Origin of the sequence: Paenibacillus sp. V4I5, from assembly GCF_030817255.1 — a bacterium.
GTDB lineage: Bacteria > Bacillota > Bacilli > Paenibacillales > NBRC-103111 > Paenibacillus_E.
In genome coordinates this window covers 1,555,722-1,580,995 of record NZ_JAUSZB010000002.1, presented here as the reverse complement: position 1 = coordinate 1,580,995, position 25,274 = coordinate 1,555,722, and the positions used below count along the sequence as shown (strand labels likewise).

Below are 25,274 nucleotides of genomic sequence, written 5' to 3'. Positions count from 1 at the left end.
CATGAGTGGACTTATTCATATACAGCAAGCGCTCGGGAAAGTCATTAGCGGTAATCATTTGTCGCGTGAGGAAGCGCGCGGCGTCATGTCTGAAATCATGGACGGTGCGGCGACTCCGGCTCAAATCGGCAGCCTGCTTACAGCACTTCGGATCAAAGGAGAGACGCTGGAGGAGATTACGGGATTCGCAGAAGCGATGCGGAGCAAAGCTGTTCAGGTCAACGTACGCCAGAATGATCTACTGGATACATGCGGAACTGGCGGAGATGGCGCAGAGACGTTCAATATCTCCACAACGGCTGCGATTGTCGCATCTGCTGGCGGAATCCGCGTAGCGAAACATGGCAATCGGGCGATGTCGAGCAAAAGCGGAAGCGCAGATGTCCTTGAAGCTCTTGGCGTGAAGATTACGTTAAGCGGTGAACAAGCGGCTAAATGCCTAGACAAAACAGGAATCTGCTTCATGTTTGCCCAAGCGTACCATCAATCCATGAAGCATGTGGCGGCACCTCGGCGCGAGTTAGGCTTTAGAACGGTATTCAACCTGCTTGGGCCGTTGACTAATCCTGCGGGCGCTGACCGTCAAGTGCTTGGTGTATTCGACAGTACGAAAACCGAGCTGATTGCACAAGCGCTGCAAGCTCTTGGACTGAAACGAGCGTTGGTCGTCGCAAGCGAGGATGGATTGGATGAATTCAGCATTTCGGCACCTACGAAAGTAACGGAACTGAAAGCTGACACCATTAGTACTTATATCATTACTCCGGATGATCTTGGTTTACGCGCACATAGCATCAAAGATGTAGCGGGTGGAGATGCGATACTAAACGCTGAAATCATTCGTCATATTTTTGCTGGTGAGAAGGGCCCTTATCGCGATATCGTACTAGCAAACACAGCGGCCTGCTTCTATGTGACGGGGCAAGTCGGAACCCTTCAACAGGGTGTGAAATTAGCGGCTGATGTCATTGATTCAGGTCGTGCGGAACAAAAATTGAACGATTTAATCCAATATACAGGAGAACTATGCCATGTTTCTTGATAAAATTGTTGCCACCAAGCGGGCAGAGGTTGAAGCGATGAGCAGCTTTTCGATCAAGGATGCTGAGAAGTTAATCTCGGACCTGCCTCCTTGTTTAGGCTTTGAACAAGCGTTAACTACACGGAAAAACCGTGTGATGGGTCTTATTGCAGAAGTAAAGAAAGCCTCCCCATCTAAAGGATTGATTCGTGAAGATTTTGATCCAGTTCGTTTAGCGGAAGCCTATGAAAGGGCGGGCGCAGATTGTATCTCCGTTCTGACGGATGTGGACTACTTCCAAGGCAGTAACGAGTACTTGAAAGCCGTTCGTAATGCAGTGAATGTGCCGTTGCTTCGTAAGGATTTCACCATTGATCCGAAGCAAATTTATGAAGCGCGCTTGATTGGCGCCGATGCTATTTTGCTGATTGCTGCCATTTTAACGACAGATCAAATGAAGCAGTATTTGAAGTTGGCTGGTGATCTTGGTCTAGATGCGCTTGTTGAGGTTCATGATCGTGAGGAGCTGGAACGTGCGCTGGAATTGGATACTCAATTGATTGGCATCAACAATCGGAATTTGAAAACATTTGTTACCGACTTAGGTACAACAGAGGAACTGATTCAATTCATTCCAGCAGGGAAAACTGTCGTCAGTGAAAGTGGCATTTCTACTGTCAAAGATATGGCTTATTTACAGCAAGTTGGTGCTCAAGCTGTTTTAATCGGCGAGCATTTCATGCGACAACCTATTGTTGAGCAAGCCGTTCATGATCTGATGGGTACGAAAGTTCAAAGGGCGAAGTAGTTGAAGGAGAAAGAGGCGAATTTGATGGCTGTGGGGACGGTTCCAACGGTAAAAATTTGTGGACTTCAAAGCGTTGAAGTGTTAAAATCAATCGTGCATTTGCCGATAGCACATATCGGTTTTGTTTTTGCACCGAGCAAGCGGCAAGTTACGGCAGAGAAGGCTGGAGAACTGATTTCCTTTTTAAAGTCAGAAGAGACAAAAGGGGTATCTATCCCATTAACTGTAGGGGTATTCGTTAATCCGAGCAAGGAGCAGTTAACCGAGATTCTAACGGTGGCTCCACTTGATGTCGTACAGTTACATAGTCAGGAATCCCCTGATTTTTGCCGATGGGTTCGTGAACATTTTCAGGTGAAAGTGTTCAAATCCGTTTCAATTTCCAAGACAGAAAACAAAATCCTGGGCTTGGAGGATGTAGCCGCGCAGCTTGACCCTTATAAAGGGACTGTCGATGCTGTTTTACTGGATACCTTTGACCCTGTGTATGGTGGAGGATCAGGTAAAACCTTTGCTTGGGATTGCATTCCTGTTTATCAGGAGTGGGCGCGTTCTGCAGGAGTGCCGCTGCTAGTAGCAGGTGGTCTTCAACCTGATAATGTTGATCAATTAGTAACAGCCTATTACCCCGATGGCGTAGATGTTTCCAGCGGCGTCGAGACCGATGGCGTAAAAGATATAGCCAAAATTACAGCATTTGTGGAAAGGGTGACTCGAAAGTGACGCAAGTACCTGACCAGCATGGCAGATTCGGCAAGTTCGGCGGCCGTTATGTTCCTGAGACGTTGATGAATGCTTTAATTGAGCTTGAAGAAGCTTATGAACAATATAAAGATGATCCTGAATTTATTGCCGAGGTGCGCTACTTACAAAAGCAATATTCGGGCCGGCCAACACCGCTTTATTACGCGGAGCGGCTTACGGAGCTTTTAGGCGGAGCCAAAATTTATTTGAAGCGTGAGGATTTGAACCATACGGGTGCTCACAAAATTAATAACACCATTGGACAAGCGGTTCTCGCTAAACGAATGGGGAAGAAGAAGATTATTGCGGAAACTGGAGCTGGTCAGCATGGTGTTGCATCAGCAACGGTAGCTGCTTTAATGGGATTTGAGTGTAAAGTATTCATGGGTGAGGAAGACACGAAGCGTCAGCAGTTAAATGTTTTCCGTATGAAATTGCTTGGATCTGATGTCATTCCCGTTACGTCTGGTACTCGTACGTTGAAAGATGCTTGTAATGAAACGCTTCGTTACTGGGTTAGCAATGTTCAGGATACTTATTATATCCTAGGGTCCGTTACTGGACCGCATCCTTACCCCATGATGGTGCGTGATTTCCAACGTGTCATTGGCGATGAGTCACGTGAGCAAATCCTTGAAACCGAAGGCAGATTGCCTGATGCTGTAATTGCTTGTGTAGGCGGAGGCAGTAACGCCATGGGTATTTTCTATCCGTTCGTCCAAGATGAATCAGTGAAACTTATTGGCGTAGAAGCGGCTGGCCGCGGTATTCATACGGAAGAACATGCAGCTACAATGACCAAGGGAACTCCCGGTGTTTTCCAAGGCTCGCTTAGCTATTTGCTGCAGGATGAGTATGGGCAAGTACTGCCGGCTCATTCCATTTCAGCTGGTTTGGATTACCCCGGTATTGGACCGGAGCATTCCTACCTCAAAGATATTGAACGAGCAACGTATTATCCGATCACGGATCAGGAAGCACTAGATGCACTTCAGCTGCTTAGCCGCACAGAAGGAATAATTCCAGCCTTAGAGAGTGCACATGCCATTGCTCAAACGGTTAAAATAGCTCCTACCATGTCCAAGGATGAAATTATTATCGTAAATCTTTCTGGACGTGGCGATAAAGATGTTGAATCCATTATGAGCTATCTCGGCATGGGGAGGGAATAAACGATGAACCGTATTGATAGTCGATTTGCCGAGCTCAAAGAGCGCGGGGAAACAGCGATGATTCCTTTCTTGACCATCGGAGATCCTTCCCTTGAAGCATCCCTTGAGCTTATTCTGGAAATGGAACGCGCAGGTGCCGACTTGATCGAGCTAGGTGTTCCCTATTCCGACCCTTTAGCCGACGGTCCTGTGATTCAACGTTCCTCTGAACGTGCTTTACAGCGCAAAATTTCAATCTTTGATGTGATGGATGTCGCTCGTCAGGCTAGAAGCAGAGGTTCTAAGCTGCCTTTCATTCTTTTTACTTACTATAATCCAGTTTTACAAATTGGACTGGATCGCATTTTCAAAGCGATGCAGGAGAATGAAATCAGCGGCATTATCATTCCCGATCTTCCGTTGGAAGAAGACAGTGAGACAAGAGCGATTGCTGAAGCTAATGGGATTCATCTTATTCCGTTGGTTGCGCCAACATCCAATGAGCGCGTTAAACGAATTGCAGCAGGAGCTCGTGGATTCGTCTACTGTGTATCATCACTAGGTGTAACAGGAGAGCGTGCCGAATTCTTTGGTGGCATTGAGGATTTCCTTGCAACGGTACGGGAAGCTGCTAATGTTCCGATTGTCGTCGGCTTCGGTATTTCGAATCGCGAACAGGTTAAGCGCTTTGAAAAGCTTTGTGATGGAGTTGTTGTAGGAAGTGCCATCGTACGAACAATTGAGAACGTACTGCCTCATCTAGAGAACGATGCTGCTCACCCGGAAGGACTCTTGCAAATTCGTAACTTTGTGGGACAATTAAAACGTTCGGATAACTAATTGACGAGGTGACTATCATGAAACCGAAACAAACGATTGTACATTTACCTGTCTATCAACCAGGAAAACCTATTGAAGAAGTGAAACGTGAGCTAGGTTTGACAGAAGTGATTAAGCTGGCATCTAACGAGAACCCTTTCGGCTCCTCCCCTAAAGTAAAAGCTGCGATAGAAGCGGAATTATCCAACATCAGTTTGTATCCTGATGGGGGCGCTGTGCAATTGACAGAAGCTGTAGCTGAATCCCTTGGTGTTGCAACGAATCAGCTTATTTTTGGCGCAGGATCCGATGAAGTCATTCTGATGCTGGCGCGGGCTTTCCTTGTTCCAGGTGACGAATCCGTTATGGCTACACATACGTTCCCCCAGTACAAGCATAACTGTGAAATCGAAGGGGCTGTGTCCATTGAGGTACCTTTGAAAGAAGGAACACATGATTTGGATGGCATGCTTGCTGCGATTACGGAACGTACGAAAATCGTTTGGATTTGTAATCCGAACAATCCGACAGGAACGATGAATACCGATGCGGAGATTAAGGCGTTTTTGTCCAAAGTTCCAGATCATGTTTTAATTGTTCTTGATGAAGCTTACTGCGAATACAACACGACGGGGGAATTCCCGGATAGTATAGAACTAATTGGTCAATACCGCAATGTCATAGCATTGCGTACTTTTTCAAAAATTTATGGGTTGGCATCTCTTCGAATTGGTTATGGGATCGGGCATCCCGATGTTATTCGGTCAATTAATCAAGTGCGAGAACCTTTTAACACAACTAGATTTGCGCAAGCTGCTGCGCTTGCCGCAATTAAAGATCAAGATTTTATCCAAAGCTGCCGAGAAGCGAACACGGCTGGCTTACAATACTTAACAGAAGAATTTGGCAAGCTGGGTCTACAGGCATTTCCGGCACATGGTAACTTCATCATGGTCAATGTTGGTCGACCTGCAGCAGATGTATTTAATGGTTTGCTGCGCCAAGGAATTATTATTCGTGGAGGTCATATGTTGGGCTTCCCAACGTCACTTCGGGTTACAATTGGCTCACGCGAACAGAATGAGAAATTCATTACCGCTCTAACACAAGTGCTTGCTGAGGTTGCTGTTCAGGCCTAATTTAAATCATAAAGGTTGATTTCATGACGAAAATTGCGATATTCGGTGTAGGGCTGATCGGTGGATCACTCGCCTTATGCTATAAAGGAAAACCTGGATTTACAGTCGTTGGTCACTCACCGAATCCGAAGTCAGTTGAAAAGCTGCTAAAACGGAATGTTGTCGATACGGCAACAACTAATATGGCTGAAGCTGTTGAAGGAGCGGACTACATTTTTCTATGCGTGCCAGTTGGTATGTTAGAGGAATATGTCCAGCAGCTAGTACAGCTCCCTCTCAAAGACGGTTGTATTATCACAGATGTCGGCAGTACCAAAGCTTCAATCACCGAGAGTGCAGCATCCTTTGTCAAGGAAAACGTCTACTTTATCGGCGGTCATCCAATGGCAGGCTCCGAACGGCATGGGGTGGAGGCAGCTTCCTCGCATCTTTTTGAAAATGCGTTCTATGTTCTGACACCTGCAGAGGGTACACCACAATCTGAGGTTGATCGTCTAACGGAGCTGCTCAAGAAAACGAAGGCTCAAATTGTTCAAGTAGGCGCCCGTGAACATGATGACATCGTAGGAGCGATCAGCCATTTACCGCATATTATCGCGGTTGCATTGGTTAACCAAGTAAGAGGTTATAACGAAACGAATCCGTTGTATCAAAATCTGGCCGCTGGCGGCTTCAGGGATATCACACGTATCGCATCCAGTGAACCGATGATTTGGCGCGATATTCTTGTTAACAACAAAGACGTGCTGCTTAAACTGCTCAAGGATTGGAATCTAGAAATGTCGCGCTTTATTAAGTTGCTGGAGCAAAGTGACGGCGAAGGGATTGCGGAACAATTCCGTATTGCTGGCGAGTTCCGCAGTCAATTGCCTGAACGCAGAAAAGGGATGATTACGTCCTTATTCGATATTTATGTTGATATTCCCGATCATCCTGGTATTATTGGTCAAATTACAACCTTACTCGGCAATGCTAGAATAAATTTAAGCAACATTCAAATTATTGAAAGCCGTGAAGATGTTCCAGGTATACTGCGTCTTTCTTTTCGAAATCAGGAAGACGCCGACCGGGCATCTGAGCTGCTCAGTGGGCCATACACAGTGCATGTATAACGCTCATCGTCGCATGATAAATAAGCTGTTTTCTTTCCTTTTTTGGACAATTCGAAAAGAGGGAAGGGATCAGCTTATTTTATTTTTGTTAATAGATTCTCAAGGAAAAAGCTTCGTGATATAATGACATCTGTTCATATATATATTACATATTATATTGTGGGGCGAACGTGATGAAGATCCAATCGGTAGGGATAAGTATGCTTATTTTGTTAATCGCTTTCATGAATTTTTTACCTTCCCTTGTGCGTGCCAATGATGTCATTTATTCAAACGAAGTTGTCGTACTGGTATATCACCATATCGATGATCAAGTACAGGGCTCTGTGACGATTTCGACAAAGCTGTTCGAAAAGCAGTTGGAAGCTATGCAGCGGAAAGGCTATCATTTCATTAGCATGGATGAGTTTAAAAGCTTCAAGTCAGAGGGAACGGCAATACATGACAATGCGATACTTGTAACGTTTGATGATGGCTACAAAAGCTTCTATACCAATGCTTTTCCGATACTCAAAAAAATGCGAATACCAGCTGTGAACTTCGTTATTACCAAAGATCTGGACAACCCGGCAGGAACACTTTTACCTTCCTTGTCTAGAGAAGAGATTAGGAAAATGAGAAAAGAGTACGCTGGTATCGATTTTCAATGTCATTCAGATGGGCTGCATGCGATGAGCAATGGGAAGCCGTTGTTGACCAACAAAATAACACAAAACGGTGTAACGGAAACAGACGATGAATTCAAAGTAAGAGTTCTGAACGATAGCCGTACGGGTCTTTCTAAGCTGATTGAATTGAATGGCTCAAAGACCGTCGATTCCTATGCATACCCTTTCGGAAGCTATGATGATCAAACGATTACGTATCTGCAGGAAGTCGGCGTTAAGTTTGCCTTTACGACTAAATCAGGTATAACTACGAAGGAAACGGATCCTATGCAAATCCCACGGATCAATGCAGGCAGTCCATTCATTCGAGCACATTCCATCAATAATTTGATTAAACAAGCAAAAAGGCATCAAATACATCCTATTCAATCTTAAAATAATCAGTTAGTAAACGTTTTCAAAATATGTATTGACAGAATGAAACCGTATACATATAATAAAAGTACAGTATGGTTTCTCTCCACTCCTATCCGATAATCGCACCATAAGTGCAACCGCCGATTCGGCGGTTTTTTTTTTGTGCTTATGTACCATATTTTTCTGATTTTATTATATAATGGGAAGGACAGTCTGTTGTTTGCATCAGACACGCAGCAAATTGAACTTTATCCAACAATTTGTCGAATCTAGCAGGAATTTCGCGATGAATCAAGAAGGTTTTATAGGCTCGTATTTTATTTAAACGTAAATTCATAATTCTTTTACAAATAACCGCAACTTTTCACTCCTGCCGCAGTACAACATGTATGAGCAGTTGGAGTGGTACCCCGGATCGCTAGGAGGGCCGCCACGTAATGACCGATTCCCAATTGATCAGAGAAATCAAGGATGGAAATGTTCAACTTTATAATGAACTTATGCGTCGTTACGAGCGTAAAATCCTTGCATTTATATTTCATATGTTAAAGAATACGCAGATGGAAGCCATTGCTGAAGATCTGTGTAACGAGACTTTTTACAAAGCGTATCGCAGTTTGCATTCTTTCCGTGAAATCGAGGCATCCTTTTCAACCTGGTTGTACACTATTGCCCGTAATACGGTTCTGAGTGAGCTGCGCAAAAATAAAAGTGTTCAAGTCTCGCTGGAACAAAGTGGACTGACGCCACATGCATCCTTTGATGCCATGCCAGAGCAAGCTATGCTGCGTAATGAGAAAGTGACTATGGTTCGCGAAGCTATTAATAGTTTACCAGAGAAACAACGGTCGGCTTTGATACTTAGAGAGTACGATCAGATGGATTATCAGGAAATCGCGAACATCTTAGGCCAAACGGTAAGCTCGGTAAAGTCACTCTTGTTTAGAGCAAGGGCATCCGTTAAATTACAACTGGATCCTTATTTCGTTGAACCGATATTCGAAGAATCGAAGGGATGAAAGAGCATGAAGTGTAGTGAGATCCAGGAATTATTTGGAGTATATTGGGATTTGCCGAATGATGACCTGCGTCGTGCCGCGGTGGATGAGCATATAACGACTTGTGCCGAATGTGCAGAAGAATTTCAAATATGGGAAGAAAGTACGGTCCTCATTCGTACTGCGGCGATCGAGAGTGAGCTGCCTGATTACGAGCCAATGGTTTCCGGCAAGGTTATGAATCGAATTTATGAAGATGAGTCATGGCGAATTCCAGTTTCTGAACGTATGTATGCAATCTCTTACACGCTTAGACGGAATCTTACTGCTGTTATTGCTTTTTGTTTAGCCTTATTCGTATTCAGCTTCTTATTTGCAATTGTGTACGATGGTACGCCGCAATCCTCAATAGCAACTGCGGATAATTCCTTGTTTGATCTCCAAGCGCCGCAAGCCTTGAAGACCACAGGAGCTGAATCGATGAATGGCCATAAGATGGGAGACGCGGTAGCGAGCCTGAATCCTAGTTTCATGGAACCTTTACGCTTCCACGTTGGACCTATTCACTCTTATCCGCATTACTTACTGGTCGTTTCGATACTAGGTCTAATTGCTACAATCATTATTATGAATTGGTTATCACGAACAAAAGCATAATGCTCCTGTAGGAGCATTTTTTATTTTATAGAGATGGTGGAGGGGCAAGCAAATGACAACAATCGGATTCATACGACATGGGAGTACAGAGTGGAATCGTCTTGGAAAGCTGCAGGGGCAGCTGGATACGGAATTAACCGGGGAAGGCAGAGAGCAAGCACGGTTACTTGGACTAAGATTAGCACAAGAAACCTGGGATGGCATTATAAGCAGTGACCTGATGAGAGCAAGAGAAACTGCACAAATTGTTTCGGACCTATCTGCGATACCCATTATACGCACGGACAAGAGGCTAAGAGAGCGTAAATATGGACAGGTAGAAGGAACTACCGTTGCGGAAAGAGAAGAGCGCTGGGGGCCGGATTGGAAGCTTCAGGAACTAGGTCAAGAGTCGGATGATGATCTATGGAAACGATGGACAGAGCTAGAAGAAGATTTGATTCAGGCATATCCGAATGGGAAAATATTATTAATTTCTCATGGTGGTTTTATCGTGCAGATTCTTAGGGTTCTTCGCATGGATAGTGAAGATTTTCTACAGAATACATCTCTGACCATTCTACTTCGCCAAGAAGAAGGCTGGGAGCTTCAATTATATAACTGTTTAACTCACTTACAATCTATAACTGAATAATGACTATAAAGTAAAACATGACTTTTTTGAAAGAGTCATGTTTTTTTATTTCGATTGGAATATTTTCGGTGAAAAATCCCATAATGGTTACTAGAAACCTCGGAGCTGAAAGCTTCGCTAAATGGGGGATGTAGGATGGAAATGAACCTAGCGGATATGCTCAGTTATGCCGATATCCATGAATTAGGCCGAATTGCTCATACCTACGAGTGTGAGTGCAATGGTCATTCGAAGAATGAATTGATTCAATCGATTTTGAGCACGGCGCTGCGCAGAGAGATTTTCGAGAAGCATATACAAGGCTTAACCTTGGAGGATATTCGTTTTTTGAATTCGCTGCTTTTCGATCCTCGCAATGCTTTCAGTATTGAAGAACTTGTCGCTAGAGTTCAACAATCACGATTTCAGAAGGAGGATTCAGAGGAATGGAATCCCCGGGATATGATCATTAAATTCAAGAAACTTGGATGGTTGTTTAACGGCTATTCCCAGCAAACGAAGTTTTTATTTCATGTCCCGCAAGATCTGAAGCGTAGATTTAGTGATGTTCTAACCGGTCAGTTCAAACAAAACCTGAAAACAACAGATGAACCCCATGTATATCGTGATGAGCAATTACTTATCGTCGATGACCTCTACCATTTCTTGACGTTCATCTCTCAAGAGCAGGAAATACCACTCACAGTGGAAGGTTCTATGTACAAAAGACAGCTTCAACAAATTCTCAATCGATTATCAGTTCAAGAAGAGATGGTACCCAAAGGGACATGGCGATTCGGCTATGGCCGTATGTTTAAGGAGTACCCGAACCGGTTTTCTTTCATCTATGATTATTGCTATTACAGGCAACTCATTAGTGAGCATTCACAAACACTTCGATTAACAGAAGAGGGAAAAGCGCGGTTGGTAGAAGGCAAGAAAGAAAATATAGCAGAAGTGTATAAGTTCTGGCTGCGGCTTTATAAAAATCCGATTCCGAATGTCCAAAGCATAGTGGCATGGATTGATCGTTTAGGTGGGCAATGGGTGACCATGGCATCACTAGGAGAAGTGCTTTGTAAACTTGTTAAACCTTTCTATTATGATAGTTCTGAATCGATCGTGGAACAACGTATTCTACAAATGATGATGCATTTGGGCCTAATTCGGATCGGGGAAGATCAGGAGAATGGAACTGTAATTCAAGTCACCAAGCTCGGAACGAAAGTGATTCAAGGAACATTTGTAGCTGAAGAAGATAAAGTCGTCCTCTTTCTGGATAAAGAAAGCAAACGGTTCAAAGAAGACGTCAAGTAGATAGGTAAAGACACATTCCTATTGAATCGGGCGATTGAAGGAAGCGCTAATGTACCGAGTGAATATGATGGAGTAGGGGGCATACACAAGGGGTTGGCATACACCAAGAAACAGACTTACATGTTTTTGCGAAAAAGAAGCTCCTGACAAACCGCGGACAACATTTGGAGGTAGGTCTCATGGGAAAAATGAATGTATCTAACGATGCGCTGCTGGCACTTTTCGCGGAAATGGTTTGGGATAATGCCATACGCAAATATAAAGAAGAAAATCTCTATAAAGAGATTGACCGCGCTTTAGCCAAAGGAGATCAAACTACGTTCCTAGCTCTAACATCTGAGCTTAAAACCTTACAATCTTTGGGTTAATTCCTTATTTGGTGGCGGCCATAAACACGTAACAGAAGGGCATGTGAATCTTATTCACGTGTCTTTTTTTGCTGAATTCGGGTGAAAAAAGAACTAATTCGGCGATCCACGCGTCCATTTAAAGAGCATTATATCCAAACATAAGGAGACAACGAATGAAAAAAATGATAAAAAACTCCCGTTTTCGAAAAGTAATGACATCCGTTCTTTTAATCACAGGTCTAATTGTAGGAGCTGCGTCAGTGTATGCATCTTTTCTATATAACAAGTTGAATCAGACGCTGGATCATATTGCTGCGCCTGAAGTCACTACAGTATCAAATTTAAATGAAGAAAGCGTTGTACCTGTTACGCAAGCAACTAATCCCATAGAAAAGCCGCTAACATTCCTTCTAACGGCAATAGATGAACGAGAAGGTAATGAGGGATCGCTGAATACGGATGTCATGATGCTGTTCCGAATTGATCCGAAAACGCATCAAGGTACGGTGGTATCCATTCCAAGGGATCTGGAGATTGAAGCAGATAAGTCAGGATTAAACGGATCTCATAAAGCAAATTATTTCTATGCTTATTATTACAATAAAAATAAAGACACGGCCCTTCATGAAACCAAAAGACTGTTCAGTGATGTTTATCAAGTCCCAATTGATTATATGGCCGTTATTAATTTTGAAGGCTTTCGGAAGCTCATCGATCAATTAGGGGGAATGACCGTCGAAGTTGATATGGATATGCGCTATCAGGATGAAAGTGACGGCACGGATATTCATCTGAATAAAGGAAAACAGCAGTTAAAAGGCAAACAAGTGTTAGATTTTATCCGTTACCGTAAATCCAATTTAGGCACTGCAGAATCCTCTGATATGGAGCGGAATCAAAGAGAACAGCTAGTGCTTAATCAGTTACTCGATCAATTAACTACATTGAATGGTTTGACCGCTTGGGGAGGTGTGCTTGATATCATTGGAGGATCCATTAAAACGGATATTCCAGCCGATCAGCTTCGTACATTGACGAAATCCTACCGTGACTTGAAACCTGCAACCGTTCGCTACATCCAATTAAAAGGCGAATGGGAGAGCCCTTATCTGGTTGTGAAGCAGCAAGATCTGGAGGAAGCGCTTGGAGCGCTGCGTGGTCAACAATCGGGTGAGCAGATTGACAGTCAGATAAGGACGGATTAAAGTACAAGATGAGATTCATGACATTACATAGCCAGCCTACATTTGGCAAACAATAGGGGAGGACGAGTCGTTGAAGTTTAATGATATATCAGCACAGGATTGGCCAGAATTGAAACCTTATTTGGACACCTGTTTACTTCCATTGACGGGGTTGACTGGGTTTGAAGATCCGGCACAAGTGACAATCGCGTTAGAACAGCTTCGAGATGCACTGGAAACGATTGAAATTCCTTATAAGGGCAGAGTAGTAACCTATCCAGCGCTTCACTACATAACGGGTACGGATATGAAAGAACAGTTGAATGCCATCTCACTTCATTTAAAAAGAATGGGGTTCCGCTATGTAATCGGTCTTACCATACATACAGAAGCAGCTCTTTGGAAAGCAGAGCAAACAGATTTGCTGATTATTGTCGATATGAAGCAGTGGACAAGTCAATCGGAACTAATTAAATCAAGTATTTCCAAACAAGTACAAGAACTATGGCAGCAGAACGATTAACTTTAAACGGATAAGCGTATTAATGGAAAAAAAGTTGTGCAGGATAAGGGGAGAAATTAATTTCTATAGCTTCCAAAAAGTTGTGACAATTTCGTTAAAATTTATCTAATGGCCCAGATTTCAAGTGACCAAAAGGAGTTATGGATTCTTGACGACCTAGTAGACGTAGGCTATTATTAGTAATGTCCTAGTTATGTAGTGTAATGTCGAACGACACGTGATAGAGGTAACTGACGTCCGAGAGGGTTCGGACATCGGCCAATGTAGGAGGGTAGACCTGAGAATGAGTGATCATAACAATCACAAAGAAGAGCAGCATGGGAAGAAGCCCGGGACCAAACGCGAAATGTCTCGTCGACAATTTCTTTCTTATACCCTTGGTGGCGCTGGAGGATTCATGGCAGCCGGTATGATGATACCGATGATACGGTTTGCTGTAGATCCTGTCCTTCAAAAGAAGAAAGCATCAGATTGGGTAAAAGTTGTCGAGGAAAGTAAAATTTCAAATGTTCCACAATCGTTTACGTTTCAAGTTCATCAGGTAGATGGCTGGTATGAAAGTGATGTTGAACTGCTTGCTTGGATTTCCAAAGACAGCAAAGGTAATATTCTGGCGCTGAATCCAACTTGTAAACATCTTGGCTGTACGGTGAACTGGAACGATAACCCTGCTTACAAAGATCAGTACTATTGTCCTTGTCATGGTGCGCACTATACGCCTGAAGGTAAGAATCTTGCCGTAGCACCTAAGCCTTTGGATGAGTACACAACCAAAGTAGAGAATGGTTTCGTTTACGTGGGACAACTGCATGCTAACACAAGAGTATAAGGAGGCGTCACGATCAGATGTTTAAAAACGTATACAACTGGATTGACGAACGTCTTGATATTACGCCTATGTGGAGGGATGTAGCAGATCACGAGGTTCCAGAACACGTTAACCCTGCTCATCATTTTTCCGCTTTCGTTTATTGCTTCGGCGGATTGACGTTTTTCATCACAGTTATCCAAATTTTGTCAGGAATGTTTTTAACCATGTACTACACTCCTGATATCATAAACGCGTATGCCAGCGTTGATTACTTACAACATAAAGTAGCTTTCGGTGTTATCGTTAGAGGTATGCACCACTGGGGAGCTAGTTTAGTTATCGTAATGATGTTCTTACATACCCTGCGCGTGTTCTTCACAGGTTCTTATAAAGCACCACGTGAAATGAACTGGGTGGTAGGCATGCTCATTTTCTTCGTTATGTTAGGTCTTGGTTTTACAGGATACCTGCTTCCATGGGATAACAAAGCGTACTTTGCTACGCAAGTAGGTATGAAGATTGCAGCGGAAGTACCTTTCGCAGGACCTTACATCGAAACATTACTACAAGGTGGAGAAATTGTTGGCGCACAAACGTTAACTCGTTTCTTTGCTATTCATGTGTTCTTCCTGCCTGGCGTTCTGCTCGCTTTGCTTGCCGGACACTTCTTCATGATTCGCAAACAAGGTATTTCCGGACCGCTATAAATTAGGGAGGGGCGAATAGCGTGGCGCATGGTCATAAGTCTGACGAAAAAATCGTTTACGTAGGGGATTCCCGCGTAGTTAAGAAAACACAAGAGCAACGACTGATTCCTAAAGATTATTCTGCTTATCCGGGAAAATCGGAAGCATTCGTACCTAACTTCTTGTTGAAAGAATGGATGGTTGGTGTTGTCGTATTGGTCGGTATGCTAGTACTGGTCATGACCGAACCAGCTCCGTTAGGTTATCCTGCGGATCCTAAGAACACTGCTTTCATTCCGATGCCGGATTGGTACTTCTTATTCATGTATCAATTATTAAAATATCCATATACATCTGGTGATTATGTTGTTCTGGGAGCCGTTGTTGTACCTGGTTTACTGTTCGGGGGCCTGCTTCTTGCTCCGTTCTTGGACACAGGTAAAGAGCGTCGCTTCTACAGAAGACCAATCGCTTCAAGCTTGATGATTTTGTCTCTAATCGCTTGTACGTATTTGACGTATACTTCTTGGTCTCATTACCAAGTAGAATTGAAAGAGAAAAACATCATTCCTGAGCACATTAAGCGTGAGGAAGAAATGCACGCGAACAAAGGTGCTGCTGCTGGTGGCGGCGGTGCGAAGGAAACGAAGAAATCTGCAGCAATCGTTGCAGCAGATGATCCTGGTGCAGAACTGTACAAGAAAGCAACATGCTTATCTTGCCACGGTGCTGGACTTAAAGGGATGCCGGCTTCTGGCGTACCAGCCTTGCTAGGTATTGGTGATAAGATGTCCCAAGATGAGATTCTTGGCGTTATCAAAAATGGTAAAGGCAACATGGGTAAACAATATCAAGGTAACATTGATAAAGGCTTAAGCGATGCTGATATTAATAAACTTGCTGAATGGTTATCCAAACAAAAAGCTCAATAAACAAGGAAACCTGATCGCGAGAGCGGTCAGGTTTTTTTAGATAAGTTCGCACAAGAGGAGGAGCTTACTTGCAGCAAGGTTTGTCCGTTTCCTATTTTTGGAGCAAGGATTTTCTGCTCAGCAAAAAGATGTTGTGGGCGTTTTTCATTTCAAACCTTTTAGGAACCGTTTATGGCTATGAGTGGTACTGGGCACAAATGGTCGATACGATTGCTAACTATCCGGTTTGGTACGTATATTTTGTTCCGGACAGCCCAACAGCCAGCTTGTTCTTCACTCTATCAATCGGCTTCCTGCTTATGGACCGTTCTTTGGATCGGCAACCGAATAAGCTTTATCGTGCTATTCGCGGATTTGTTGAAGCATTCGCATTGATTACCTCATTTAAATATGGAATCTGGGCGGTTGCCATGATTTGGACAGGTGCGTGGCAGGGTGTTCCAGTCGGCTGGGATGGTTGGATGCTGACAGGCTCCCATTTGGCAATGGCTGTGGAAGCACTGCTATTTGTTCGATGGTATAGGTACAGGCTAACGGCTATTATCATTGTCGCCATCTGGACATTTTGGAACGATTTCATGGATTATGAAAGAGGGATTTTTCCACGTTTACCTCGAGAACTTCATAACAATCTACTTACGATAGAATGGTTCACAGTAGGGTTAAGTATGACTGGTATATTGATTGCGGTCATATGCCTGCTTATCCGTAAGAAAAGAAGTACATAACCGCATAGCAGCTGGTCTAAATTGGGACAAACCTCCATATGATGATGGTGAAGGAGGGGATGTCCCATGTTTAATTATTCCGGTATGAAATGGTTAACGACCACACTTCTGCTGGCAGCCGTTATAAGTATAAGCTCAGCTTGTGGAGTTAGCACGAGTACAAACGGACAAGCCGCTAAGCCAATAGATCCTGAACAAGTAGAGCGGATAGCCTTTTTGAACCAAATTGCCGATGATATGTATAAACAAACCATGGATGGTCAAGTAACAGAAGCAAGAAATAAACTGATGCAAATGTCTGATCAGATTCCTAAGATTCATTTCGAGGGGATTACATCTGTTGAGGGGTTAAATGCTTTAACGGAGACGATTACGCAAGCAAAAAGGGTCTATAATGCCGCAGCCTATTCACCAGAAGAAGGGCAGATCGCCGTCGCCAAAATTCGTTTAGCCACGGATGCGCTAACACATAAGAACCAGCCCATGTGGCTGCAATACTATAAAGTGCTGCAAAATGATACAAATAGCCTGAATGAGGATGTTAAAGCGAATAAACAGAAGGAGGCGTTGGCGAATTTTGGTAAGCTCTCGCAGCATATTGCCATTATTCATCCATCTTTGCTGATTAGCCGAGATGCCGCTTCCGTCGAAAAGCTTGATTCGCTGCTTGCTTTTATCCGTACGAATTTGAATAGTCAGCCTATGTCTACTCGACAATTGGAATCAGGGCTTGACCATCTAAATCACGTTTTGGATGATTTGTTTCTGAAGAACAAGGATGCGATCGCTTTCGTGCCAATTACAGACCCTAGACAGCCAATCATCTGGTCGTTAGGTATTGGTCTCATTATTGTCAGTGTACTATCTTTCGTTGGATGGAGAATGTACCAATCAGGACGACATATCGTGCCGGTTAAGCAATCAAGAGAAAGCGAAAATAGGTGAAACATAAAAGTGGGTCAAGCAAGCTTCTACAGCTGCTGTACCCACTTTTTTGCGTTACTTTTGTTTGAATCCTTCACCAATAACATCATGCACATCACCAATAATGATGAATGCCCTAGGATCCATTGAATGAATGAGTTCACGAAGCCTTCTGGTTTCATGACGATAGACGACGCAATAAACAACTTCTTTATTATTGCCGGAGTAGGCGCCTCTAGCTGGGAATAAAGTCACTCCCCTGTCTAGTTCCGTCGTAATGGCTTGTGCTAATTGACTTGCTTGATCGCTAATAATGGTAAATGCTTTGGCCGCGTAAGCGCCCTCGGAAATATAATCGATGAGCCGAGAGCTTACGAAGACGGCAACAAGTGAATATAAGACCTTTTCTTTTGGTAAATAGATGAACGAAGAGCCAATGACGATGACGTCAATAATGAGGATGATTTGTCCAACACTCCAACCTCTCTTCTTATTGCCGATATGAGCCAAAATGTCAGAGCCACCCGTAGTGCCTCCGAAACGGAAGACAAGTCCGAGTCCAATCCCGAGTGTAATACCTGCATATAGAGTTGCTAGAAAGTAATCCTGCGTGGTGTGAAATGGGACCAGCCATTCTATTCGGATGAGCAGCTCCATGATCCATAGAAAGAAAGACAGCGAGACGACGCCGAAGATGGTGTATAGCATCTGTCCTCTGCCGAAATTTTTCCAACCGATATAAAACAATGGGATATTAATTACAAGGGTAGATATGGACGGTGGCACGTTTAGTACGTATTTAAGCAGCAATGAAACACCTGTAACCCCGCCCTCCATTAACTCATTGGAAATAACAAAATAGTGCAAACCAAACGCATAAATAGCCGTACCGATCATAATTGCAACAACATTCGTAAATCGATCAGCAAATCGTTCCTTAAATCTCATTCCTGTTCCTCCAAATACTTGATGTTATCGCCAAAAAAATTTGTCAACTTTTCTTCTATAGTTTAACATAGTAATGATAACTCGGTGAAGATGATGGAAAGAAGGGTGAACATGTCCGAACGTACACTTAAAGATATACAACAAGAGGTTGACACTTATATTTCCCAGTTTAAGGAAGGATATTTCAGTCCTTTATCAATGCTGGCAAGAATGTCAGAGGAAGTTGGTGAATTAGCCCGAGAGGTGAATCATACATACGGTGAAAAGCCCAAAAAAAGCACGGAAGAAGACAATTCAATTGAGCTTGAACTCGGTGATATTCTTTTCATAACCATTTGTTTCGCGAACTCTTTGGGCATTGATTTGACGGAAGCTCACGATAAAATCATGCACAAATTCAACACGCGGGATGCGGGGCGATGGACCAAAATTAACACCGAAACTACATAAGCTTCATAAACTATACCATCCCCAATAACGGGAGACTCGATTTCGAGTGGAGGAGGATGGGCAGATGAATGGAGAAATTCAAATACAGAAAGCGTACGAATCCATACTTGGTCATGATTTTGAAAAAGCCATTGAATGGTTTGAAAAAGCGATAGCTGAAGAACCAAACAATGCTGCCTATCACTACAAGCTATCGATTACTTTCGCAAGAAGTAACAAATTGCATAAAGCCATTGAGCATGCTTCTAGGGCATTAGATTTGGTTAAAGATAATGAAGTTTATCGTTATCATCTGCAAGTGCTGCATGCAAGAGAATTAGTTGAAAAAGCACAAAAACAGCTAAGTGCCCAGTCAGAGCATGCGGAACGCGCGATTTTCTTACTGAAAGAAGCGATTACTCTTGATCCTCTGGCTATTGAAGCGTATCTTATTCTAGGAGAAGCATTTGCTTTTCGAAAGGATTATGGGAGAGCCTATCAAACCGTTATGGAAGCGGTTCGTTTGGAGCCTCACCATGAAATTGCGAAACAGCATGCGGCGCTCTACCAACAAAAGATGAAATTATAGGCTTGAAACATACAAAAAGGAGATAGTCTCAAACATGGATCGTAAAATTCGAGTAGCCGTTATTGGTGCAAGTGGAAGAATGGGGCGAGAGGTCGTGAAGACCGTACTCACAGAGTCCGATATGGAATTGGTGGCGGGGGTTAACCGCTCCTCTGGCCCAATTGATTTAGGAAGAATGGTTGGATTTGAAGAATGTGGGGTTACAATGAGCAATGATTTGGAGCAGGCTCTCACAGAATCCAGGCCAGACGTTTTAGTAGATTTTACAGGTCCGCAAACAGCGGTTTCACATACAAACCTGGCTATACGCCTAGGAATTCGCCCAGTAATGGGAACAACGGGATTTACGCCGCAAGCTATTGCTGAATTGGACAAGCAGTGCCAAGAAAGTGGAATTGGCGGAATCATAGCTCCGAATTTCTCAATAGGGGCTATACTTATGATGAAATTTGCTGCTCAAGCGTCTAAATACTTCCCTAATCTAGAAATCATTGAGTATCACGGGGATCAAAAGCTGGACGCTCCTTCTGGAACGGCAGTGAAAACCGCGGAACTTATCTCCGAAGTTAGAGGAGAGCTGCGTCAAGGGAATCCGAATGAAGAAGAAACAATTGAAGGTTCGCGCGGTGGGTATTACAATGGATTTAGAATACATAGTGTTCGACTGCCTGGAATCTTTGCTCAGCAGGAAGTTGTTATGGCGGAGCAAGGCCAAGCGCTCAAAATTAGACATGATTCCTATGATCGTGCAGCCTATATGCCGGGCGTTGCCATTGCAGTACGTAAAGTGATGACATATAGCGGAATGATTTATGGATTCGAGCATTTTATAGATTAAAGAGCCCTAGGGGAGTGGAAGACAAGATGTTAAAGATAGCGTTAATTGCCCATGATCGTAAGAAAGATGAAATGGTGAACTTCGTTATAGCGTATGAACATGTATTCGAGGGTCATAAGTTATATGGAACAGGGACGACAGCACAGCGGATTATGGATGGCACCAAATTAGACGTACATCGATTTATGTCAGGTCCACTTGGGGGAGACCAGCAAATTGGCGCATTGGTAGCACAAAATGAGATGGATTTTATTATTTTCCTTCGAGATCCATTAATGGCTCAACCACATGAACCCGACATTATTGCTCTGCTGCGTCTATGTGACGTTCAGGGGATTCCTTGCGCTACGAATGTAGCAACAGCCGAACTACTCGTCAGAGCGCTTGATCGCGGTGATTTCGGTTGGAGAGAGTTAGTACATAAATATAAGCCAGGTATTGAATAAGATGAGCGAATCTCTTGATATTCTTATATTTGGCGCGCATGCAGATGATGCTGAGATTGGCATGGGGGCCACGATTGCCAAACATACCAAGCGTGGGCTTAAGGTTGGACTTTGTGATTTAACCTATGCCGAAATGTCCTCTAATGGCACAGTGGAAACAAGGATCGAGGAGGCTGAACAAGCTGCGAGTATTCTTGGCGTGAAAGTTCGTACGAATCTGGGACTACCGGATCGAGGGTTATTTGCTACACAGGCAAATATTGAGCGTATTACGCAAGAAATCCGTAAATTTAAGCCGAGAATCGTATTTGCACCCTACTGGCAGGATCGGCATCCAGACCATGTAGCCTGTTCGGGCTTGGTTCAGGAAGCTGTTTTTAACGCTAAGCTTCGCAAGTATCTGCCTGATTCTGAGCCCGTGAACGTGGAACAGATGTACTTTTATTTTATAAATGATGTTTACGAAGCTGATCTCATGGTGGATGTAACCGATTGTTATGATGAAAAAATTGCAGCACTGAGCGCTTATCGCTCACAATTTATAACGGGTCAAGGTACGGTAGCCACGCCTTTAAATCAAGGCTATATCGAACGAGTTGAAGCTAGAGATCGCATATTAGGTCAAAAGCGCATGTTAAGTTATGCAGAAGGTTTCGTATCTAAGCTGCCCTTGGTGGTAGATCAATTCGTTTGATCGGAAAAGAGGTGCATGATGAAAGATAAACTTAAGATTGGAATTACCTGCTACCCGACTTTAGGTGGTTCAGGTGTTGTTGCTACTGAACTTGGCAAGCTGCTTGCCGAAAAAGGACACGAAGTTCATTTTATTACACACAGTATGCCTTTTCGTTTGGGTAAATTTCATAAAAATATTTTTTATCATGAAGTGGAAGTCAGTCAATATTATGTCTTTCGTTATCCGCCTTATGACCTTTCTCTTGCCAGTAAATTAGCGCAAGTCGCCAAGATGGAAGAGTTAGATTTACTACATGTTCATTATGCCATTCCTCATGCCGTCTGTGCACTTCTGGCGAAACAGATGGTTGGCAGTAAGCTGAAGGTTGTTACGACACTCCATGGAACGGATATAACTGTTCTGGGACAGGATCAATCGATATCTGACTTAATTCGCTATGCTATTAATGAAAGCGATGCGGTAACAGCGGTTTCGAAAGATTTAATTAAAGAAACAAGAGAATTATTGGACATCGACCGTGACATCGATCTAACTTACAATTTCGTCGATAAACGGGTGTATTATCCTCGTGATATTACGAAGCTTAGAGGCGAGTTTGCTCGGCCGGAAGAGAAGATTCTTATTCATATTTCTAATTTCAGACCTGTCAAACGTGTGCAGGATGTTATTGATATTTTTGCAAAAGTTAGCAAGCAGATTCCGTCACGTCTTTTGTTCGTGGGAGAAGGTCCTGATTTATCCAAAATGATTTCTAAGGTAAAGGAACTTGGCCTCACAGATAAGGTAACGTTCTGTGGTAAACAGGATGATGTAGCACAGGTGATTTCCCTTGCTGACGTGATGCTGCTTCCTTCGGAAAAAGAGAGCTTCGGTCTGGTGGCCTTAGAAGCGATGGCATGCGGGGTGCCGACGATCGGCTCCAATGCCGGCGGGATTCCCGAGCTCATTACGCACGGTGAAACGGGCTATTTAGCAGATGTTGGGGATACTGATAAAATGGCCGAACATGTCGTAAACTTGCTTAGTAATCAAGTATTGTACGAACAAGTGGCACAGAATTGTTTGACGCGTGCTCGGCATACATTTTGTAATGATATAACTACGGTTCAATATGAGGAAATTTATTATCGCGTGCTGGGAAGAGAGCTTCCAGAATCTCATCGCATTACAGCTTCGTCCTGTCAATAAGAGGATGTTAGCAGGTTAGGAGTACCATGTCGGATGTTGTTAAAATAAAAGTAATAGATCGTGGAGCTTCCTTAGTTCTCTCTAAGCTTACAGAAGCTGGGTATGAGGCTTATCTTGTAGGTGGTTGTGTTCGTGATGCTGTGCTAGGCCGACCGATCAAGGATATCGACATTGCGACGTCTGCATTGCCGGAGCAGGTGATGTCCTGCTTCCCGCGGACGGCGCCGACAGGGCTGCAGCACGGCACCGTAACCGTCATCCTGGCACAGGGAACCTATGAGGTGACGACGTTCCGCAAAGAAACGGAATACGAGGGCTTTCGCCGTCCGGCTTCCGTCGAATACATTTCGGATTTGACGGAGGATTTGAAGCGGCGCGATTTTACGATGAACGCTATGGCGATGGACGCGGCGGGCGTTGTGTTGGATCCTTTTGCAGGGCAAAAGGATCTTGTGGACGGAATGCTCCGCTGCGTTGGGGCTGCTGAGGAGCGTTTTGGAGAAGATGCGCTGCGCATGCTTCGCTGTGTTCGTTTTGCCTCGACCTATGGACTGGAGGTCGAGTCGAGTACGTGGCAAGCGCTGCTTGCGCAAGCTCCGCTGCTGCGCCACATTGCAATGGAGCGCGTGCGCAGCGAGCTGCAGCGCATGGTCGAAGGGCCAGCCCCGGCGCGGGCTGTGCGGTTACTGTTGGCGAGCCGCCTCACGGCTTACCTCAAAAAGCAGCTGCCGCTGCCTTTTGAGCGCTGGCTCGCGTGGGATGACGCGCTGGACGCTGTCAGCGCGCTGGAAGGGCAGCATGACCGCTGGGTGATGCTGCTGATGCTCTTGGAGATGCCGGCGGACACGGTCCGCACGGCGCTCCAGGAGCTGACCTTCTCCCGCGCCGATTGCGAAGCGGTCGTGGCGGTGCTGGCCCTGCGCGAGGCTGTGGCCGCGCAGCTTACTGGCGGCGCTGCGCAGGAAGCCGCGTTAGTGCCGGACCCGGCTCCGCTGGAGCGGGTCTGGAAGCTTGGCGCGGTGCGCCGCGGCGAAGCAGCAGCCCGCGCTCTGCTGCGGCTGCTGCGCGTGCTGCCGCAATGCCCTGAGCAGCGCGGCGAGCTCGCGCGCTTCTTGCAAACCGCCGCGCCGGAGCTACTGCGCCGCGGGGAGGATTGGCTGAAGGAGGTTCCCTGCTTCAGCCTGAAGGAACTCGCCATATCCGGCACGGATTTGGCGGAGGAGCTTGGCCGGCAGCCGGGTCCATGGACGGGCATACTGCTGCAGCAGCTGCTCGAACGAACCGCGCTCGGAGAACTCCCGAACGAGCGAGAATCACTTTTACTTGCCGCGCGTGCTGCGAAGTAGCAGCGCAGCGCGTTTTTTTTATTATTTGAAGGGGCTGCTTTACTCCTACTTACAGCTTTGTTCACATTTGAGGTGCCTTAAATCGGAATCAGACAAGCTACCAGGTCCATAGTCTCGAAAGAATTAGTACCGATTTATCCCCAAATTGTTACACGAACAACAACAATTGCAAAATGACCGGATGAATCGGTCTCAAAATAAATCCCGATAGATCGTGAGTGAAATCGTATGAACGAACGTATATTAGAGCTGTTCCAAGAGTTCCCGGAAGCTTATGTTTCCGGCGAGGAAATCAGCCGCCGACTTAACGTTAGCCGCACCGCGATCTGGAAGCATATTGAAGAGCTTCGATCGGCAGGCTATGAATTTGAAGCTGCGCCTCGTAAAGGCTACCGATTGCTAAGCAAGCCTAATTCATGGCAAGTGAACGAATTGTTGAGTGGATTGAAAACCAAGGTTCTTGGTCAGAAAATCCATGTTTACGGGGAAGTCGAATCTACACAGACGATAGCACATGCCCTCATTGCATCAGGTGCTCCTGAAGGCACGATTGTGCTGGCAGAGGCACAGACAGCGGGAAGAGGCCGAATGGGGCGCACATGGCATTCTCCGGCCGGCAAAGGGATCTGGATGAGTCTGGTGTTAAAGCCGCGCATTCCAGTCTATTTTATGCCTCAATTAACGCTGCTTAGTGCGGTAGCGCTATGTCGCTCGATACAGAAAGTGTGCCAGGTAGACATCGGCATCAAGTGGCCTAATGATCTTCTGATTAAAGGCAAGAAGGTAAGCGGTATCTTGCTAGAGAGCAGTGGGGAAGATGAACGGCTCAAGTATGTGGTTGCAGGGATTGGCATCAGCGTGAATTTGAAGAGGGAGGATTACCCCGAGGAACTTCGGAATATTGCAACCTCACTTGCGATTGAGTCGGGCGCAGACATCCCAAGAGAAAGTTTGGTACAAGCTTTTCTTTTAGAATTTGAAGATCTCTATGCGCTTTATATGGAGAAAGGCTTCGCCCCTATCCGTTTGCTGTGGGAGGCTCTCAGTGTAACTTTGAAGCGTCCAATCCGCACGCATACCCCTGCAGGTGTCATTGAAGGTATTGCTGATTCGTTGGATGATTCCGGGGCATTAACGGTAATCACACAAGCTGGAGAGAAAATAAAGATCTATTCCGGAGATATTGAACTGAAGTAAAGGTATCAAATGGAAGCAACATTTGGTATAATAGCAAGACAAGGCGGTATCCTT

General features: G+C 44.6%; 29 protein-coding genes. 28 read left to right on the top strand and 1 reads right to left on the bottom strand.

Features of this window, described 5'->3' with window-relative positions:
- Nucleotide 1: 1 nt before the first annotated feature.
- The 20 genes from trpD to QFZ78_RS09115 all read left to right on the top strand — a co-directional run bounded on the left by trpD (nucleotide 2) and on the right by QFZ78_RS09115 (nucleotide 17,563).
- The gene (gene trpD / locus QFZ78_RS09210) at nucleotides 2-1,042 is read left to right on the top strand and encodes an anthranilate phosphoribosyltransferase (RefSeq protein WP_307546902.1); all 1,041 of its coding nucleotides are present in this window, start codon (nucleotides 2-4) and stop codon (nucleotides 1,040-1,042) included.
- Entirely contained in the window at nucleotides 1,032-1,829 is a 798-nt protein-coding gene (gene trpC / locus QFZ78_RS09205) for an indole-3-glycerol phosphate synthase TrpC (RefSeq protein ID WP_307546901.1), read from the top strand. The genes trpD and trpC overlap by 11 nt, the downstream gene beginning before the upstream one ends.
- A gap of 24 nt (nucleotides 1,830-1,853) precedes the next feature.
- Entirely contained in the window at nucleotides 1,854-2,552 is a 699-nt protein-coding gene (locus QFZ78_RS09200; RefSeq protein ID WP_307555575.1) for a phosphoribosylanthranilate isomerase, read from the top strand.
- Nucleotides 2,549-3,745: a tryptophan synthase subunit beta gene (trpB, locus tag QFZ78_RS09195; RefSeq protein ID WP_307546900.1), complete on the top strand. Its 1,197-nt coding sequence runs from the start codon at nucleotides 2,549-2,551 to the stop codon at nucleotides 3,743-3,745. The genes QFZ78_RS09200 and trpB overlap by 4 nt, the downstream gene beginning before the upstream one ends.
- Nucleotides 3,746-3,748: 3 nt before the next feature.
- The gene (gene trpA, locus QFZ78_RS09190; RefSeq protein WP_307546899.1) at nucleotides 3,749-4,564 is read left to right on the top strand and encodes a tryptophan synthase subunit alpha; all 816 of its coding nucleotides are present in this window, start codon (nucleotides 3,749-3,751) and stop codon (nucleotides 4,562-4,564) included.
- 17 nt (nucleotides 4,565-4,581) lie between these two features.
- The gene (hisC, locus tag QFZ78_RS09185; RefSeq protein ID WP_307546898.1) at nucleotides 4,582-5,682 is read left to right on the top strand and encodes a histidinol-phosphate transaminase; all 1,101 of its coding nucleotides are present in this window, start codon (nucleotides 4,582-4,584) and stop codon (nucleotides 5,680-5,682) included.
- A gap of 23 nt (nucleotides 5,683-5,705) precedes the next feature.
- A complete protein-coding gene (locus QFZ78_RS09180; RefSeq protein ID WP_307546897.1) occupies nucleotides 5,706-6,794 on the top strand; it encodes a prephenate dehydrogenase in 1,089 nt (362 codons plus the stop codon).
- Nucleotides 6,795-6,967: 173 nt separating this feature from the next.
- On the top strand, nucleotides 6,968-7,837 hold the full coding sequence (locus QFZ78_RS09175; RefSeq protein ID WP_307546896.1) for a polysaccharide deacetylase family protein: 870 nt from the start codon (nucleotides 6,968-6,970) through the stop codon (nucleotides 7,835-7,837).
- Nucleotides 7,838-8,256: 419 nt separating this feature from the next.
- Nucleotides 8,257-8,838 (top strand): RNA polymerase sigma factor, encoded by a 582-nt coding sequence (locus tag QFZ78_RS09170; RefSeq protein WP_307546895.1) that lies wholly within the window; start codon nucleotides 8,257-8,259, stop codon nucleotides 8,836-8,838.
- Between the two features lie 6 nt (nucleotides 8,839-8,844).
- Nucleotides 8,845-9,474, top strand: coding sequence for an anti-sigma factor family protein (locus tag QFZ78_RS09165; protein WP_307546894.1), 630 nt, complete (start codon nucleotides 8,845-8,847; stop codon nucleotides 9,472-9,474).
- Nucleotides 9,475-9,526: 52 nt separating this feature from the next.
- On the top strand, nucleotides 9,527-10,108 hold the full coding sequence (locus tag QFZ78_RS09160) for a histidine phosphatase family protein (protein WP_307546893.1): 582 nt from the start codon (nucleotides 9,527-9,529) through the stop codon (nucleotides 10,106-10,108).
- 141 nt (nucleotides 10,109-10,249) lie between these two features.
- Nucleotides 10,250-11,404 (top strand): hypothetical protein, encoded by a 1,155-nt coding sequence (locus tag QFZ78_RS09155; RefSeq protein WP_307555573.1) that lies wholly within the window; start codon nucleotides 10,250-10,252, stop codon nucleotides 11,402-11,404.
- 179 nt (nucleotides 11,405-11,583) lie between these two features.
- The gene (locus QFZ78_RS09150; protein WP_047674234.1) at nucleotides 11,584-11,772 is read left to right on the top strand and encodes an IDEAL domain-containing protein; all 189 of its coding nucleotides are present in this window, start codon (nucleotides 11,584-11,586) and stop codon (nucleotides 11,770-11,772) included.
- A gap of 155 nt (nucleotides 11,773-11,927) precedes the next feature.
- Nucleotides 11,928-12,959, top strand: coding sequence for an LCP family protein (locus tag QFZ78_RS09145; RefSeq protein ID WP_307546891.1), 1,032 nt, complete (start codon nucleotides 11,928-11,930; stop codon nucleotides 12,957-12,959).
- A 70-nt stretch (nucleotides 12,960-13,029) separates the two neighbouring features.
- The gene (locus QFZ78_RS09140; RefSeq protein ID WP_307546889.1) at nucleotides 13,030-13,461 is read left to right on the top strand and encodes a DUF2487 family protein; all 432 of its coding nucleotides are present in this window, start codon (nucleotides 13,030-13,032) and stop codon (nucleotides 13,459-13,461) included.
- Between the two features lie 283 nt (nucleotides 13,462-13,744).
- Nucleotides 13,745-14,290, top strand: coding sequence for a QcrA and Rieske domain-containing protein (locus QFZ78_RS09135; protein WP_307546887.1), 546 nt, complete (start codon nucleotides 13,745-13,747; stop codon nucleotides 14,288-14,290).
- A gap of 17 nt (nucleotides 14,291-14,307) precedes the next feature.
- Nucleotides 14,308-14,979, top strand: a complete 672-nt coding sequence (qcrB, locus tag QFZ78_RS09130) for a menaquinol-cytochrome c reductase cytochrome b subunit (RefSeq protein WP_307546885.1) — start codon at nucleotides 14,308-14,310, stop codon at nucleotides 14,977-14,979.
- A 20-nt stretch (nucleotides 14,980-14,999) separates the two neighbouring features.
- Nucleotides 15,000-15,890, top strand: a complete 891-nt coding sequence (locus tag QFZ78_RS09125) for a menaquinol-cytochrome c reductase cytochrome b/c subunit (RefSeq protein ID WP_307546884.1) — start codon at nucleotides 15,000-15,002, stop codon at nucleotides 15,888-15,890.
- 68 nt (nucleotides 15,891-15,958) lie between these two features.
- Nucleotides 15,959-16,618 carry a DUF1405 domain-containing protein gene (locus QFZ78_RS09120; protein ID WP_307546883.1) on the top strand — a complete coding sequence of 220 codons (660 nt, stop codon included), beginning with the start codon at nucleotides 15,959-15,961 and terminating at the stop codon, nucleotides 16,616-16,618.
- 66 nt (nucleotides 16,619-16,684) lie between these two features.
- A complete protein-coding gene (locus QFZ78_RS09115) occupies nucleotides 16,685-17,563 on the top strand; it encodes a sporulation protein YpjB (protein WP_307546881.1) in 879 nt (292 codons plus the stop codon).
- 54 nt (nucleotides 17,564-17,617) lie between these two features.
- On the opposite strand, the gene QFZ78_RS09110 is transcribed toward QFZ78_RS09115, so the two are convergent.
- Nucleotides 17,618-18,490, bottom strand: coding sequence for a YitT family protein (locus QFZ78_RS09110; protein ID WP_307546879.1), 873 nt, complete (start codon nucleotides 18,488-18,490; stop codon nucleotides 17,618-17,620).
- Nucleotides 18,491-18,601: 111 nt separating this feature from the next.
- On the opposite strand from QFZ78_RS09110, the gene QFZ78_RS09105 reads away from it, so the two are divergent.
- From QFZ78_RS09105 to QFZ78_RS09070, 8 genes are all read left to right on the top strand, one after another.
- Nucleotides 18,602-18,940 (top strand): nucleotide pyrophosphohydrolase, encoded by a 339-nt coding sequence (locus QFZ78_RS09105; RefSeq protein ID WP_307546877.1) that lies wholly within the window; start codon nucleotides 18,602-18,604, stop codon nucleotides 18,938-18,940.
- A 64-nt stretch (nucleotides 18,941-19,004) separates the two neighbouring features.
- On the top strand, nucleotides 19,005-19,508 hold the full coding sequence (locus QFZ78_RS09100; protein WP_307546875.1) for a tetratricopeptide repeat protein: 504 nt from the start codon (nucleotides 19,005-19,007) through the stop codon (nucleotides 19,506-19,508).
- Nucleotides 19,509-19,542: 34 nt separating this feature from the next.
- Entirely contained in the window at nucleotides 19,543-20,346 is an 804-nt protein-coding gene (gene dapB, locus QFZ78_RS09095) for a 4-hydroxy-tetrahydrodipicolinate reductase (protein WP_307546873.1), read from the top strand.
- Nucleotides 20,347-20,372: 26 nt separating this feature from the next.
- Nucleotides 20,373-20,792 carry a methylglyoxal synthase gene (locus QFZ78_RS09090; protein WP_307546871.1) on the top strand — a complete coding sequence of 140 codons (420 nt, stop codon included), beginning with the start codon at nucleotides 20,373-20,375 and terminating at the stop codon, nucleotides 20,790-20,792.
- A 1-nt stretch (nucleotide 20,793) separates the two neighbouring features.
- Nucleotides 20,794-21,486, top strand: coding sequence for a bacillithiol biosynthesis deacetylase BshB1 (gene bshB1 / locus QFZ78_RS09085; protein WP_307546869.1), 693 nt, complete (start codon nucleotides 20,794-20,796; stop codon nucleotides 21,484-21,486).
- Nucleotides 21,487-21,504: 18 nt separating this feature from the next.
- Complete coding sequence (gene bshA, locus QFZ78_RS09080; RefSeq protein WP_307555571.1) at nucleotides 21,505-22,677, top strand: N-acetyl-alpha-D-glucosaminyl L-malate synthase BshA; 1,173 nt, start codon at nucleotides 21,505-21,507, stop codon at nucleotides 22,675-22,677.
- 26 nt (nucleotides 22,678-22,703) lie between these two features.
- Nucleotides 22,704-24,023, top strand: a complete 1,320-nt coding sequence (locus tag QFZ78_RS09075; RefSeq protein ID WP_307546867.1) for a CCA tRNA nucleotidyltransferase — start codon at nucleotides 22,704-22,706, stop codon at nucleotides 24,021-24,023.
- Nucleotides 24,024-24,251: 228 nt separating this feature from the next.
- Nucleotides 24,252-25,220, top strand: a complete 969-nt coding sequence (locus QFZ78_RS09070; RefSeq protein WP_307546866.1) for a biotin--[acetyl-CoA-carboxylase] ligase — start codon at nucleotides 24,252-24,254, stop codon at nucleotides 25,218-25,220.
- Nucleotides 25,221-25,274: the final 54 nt, after the last annotated feature.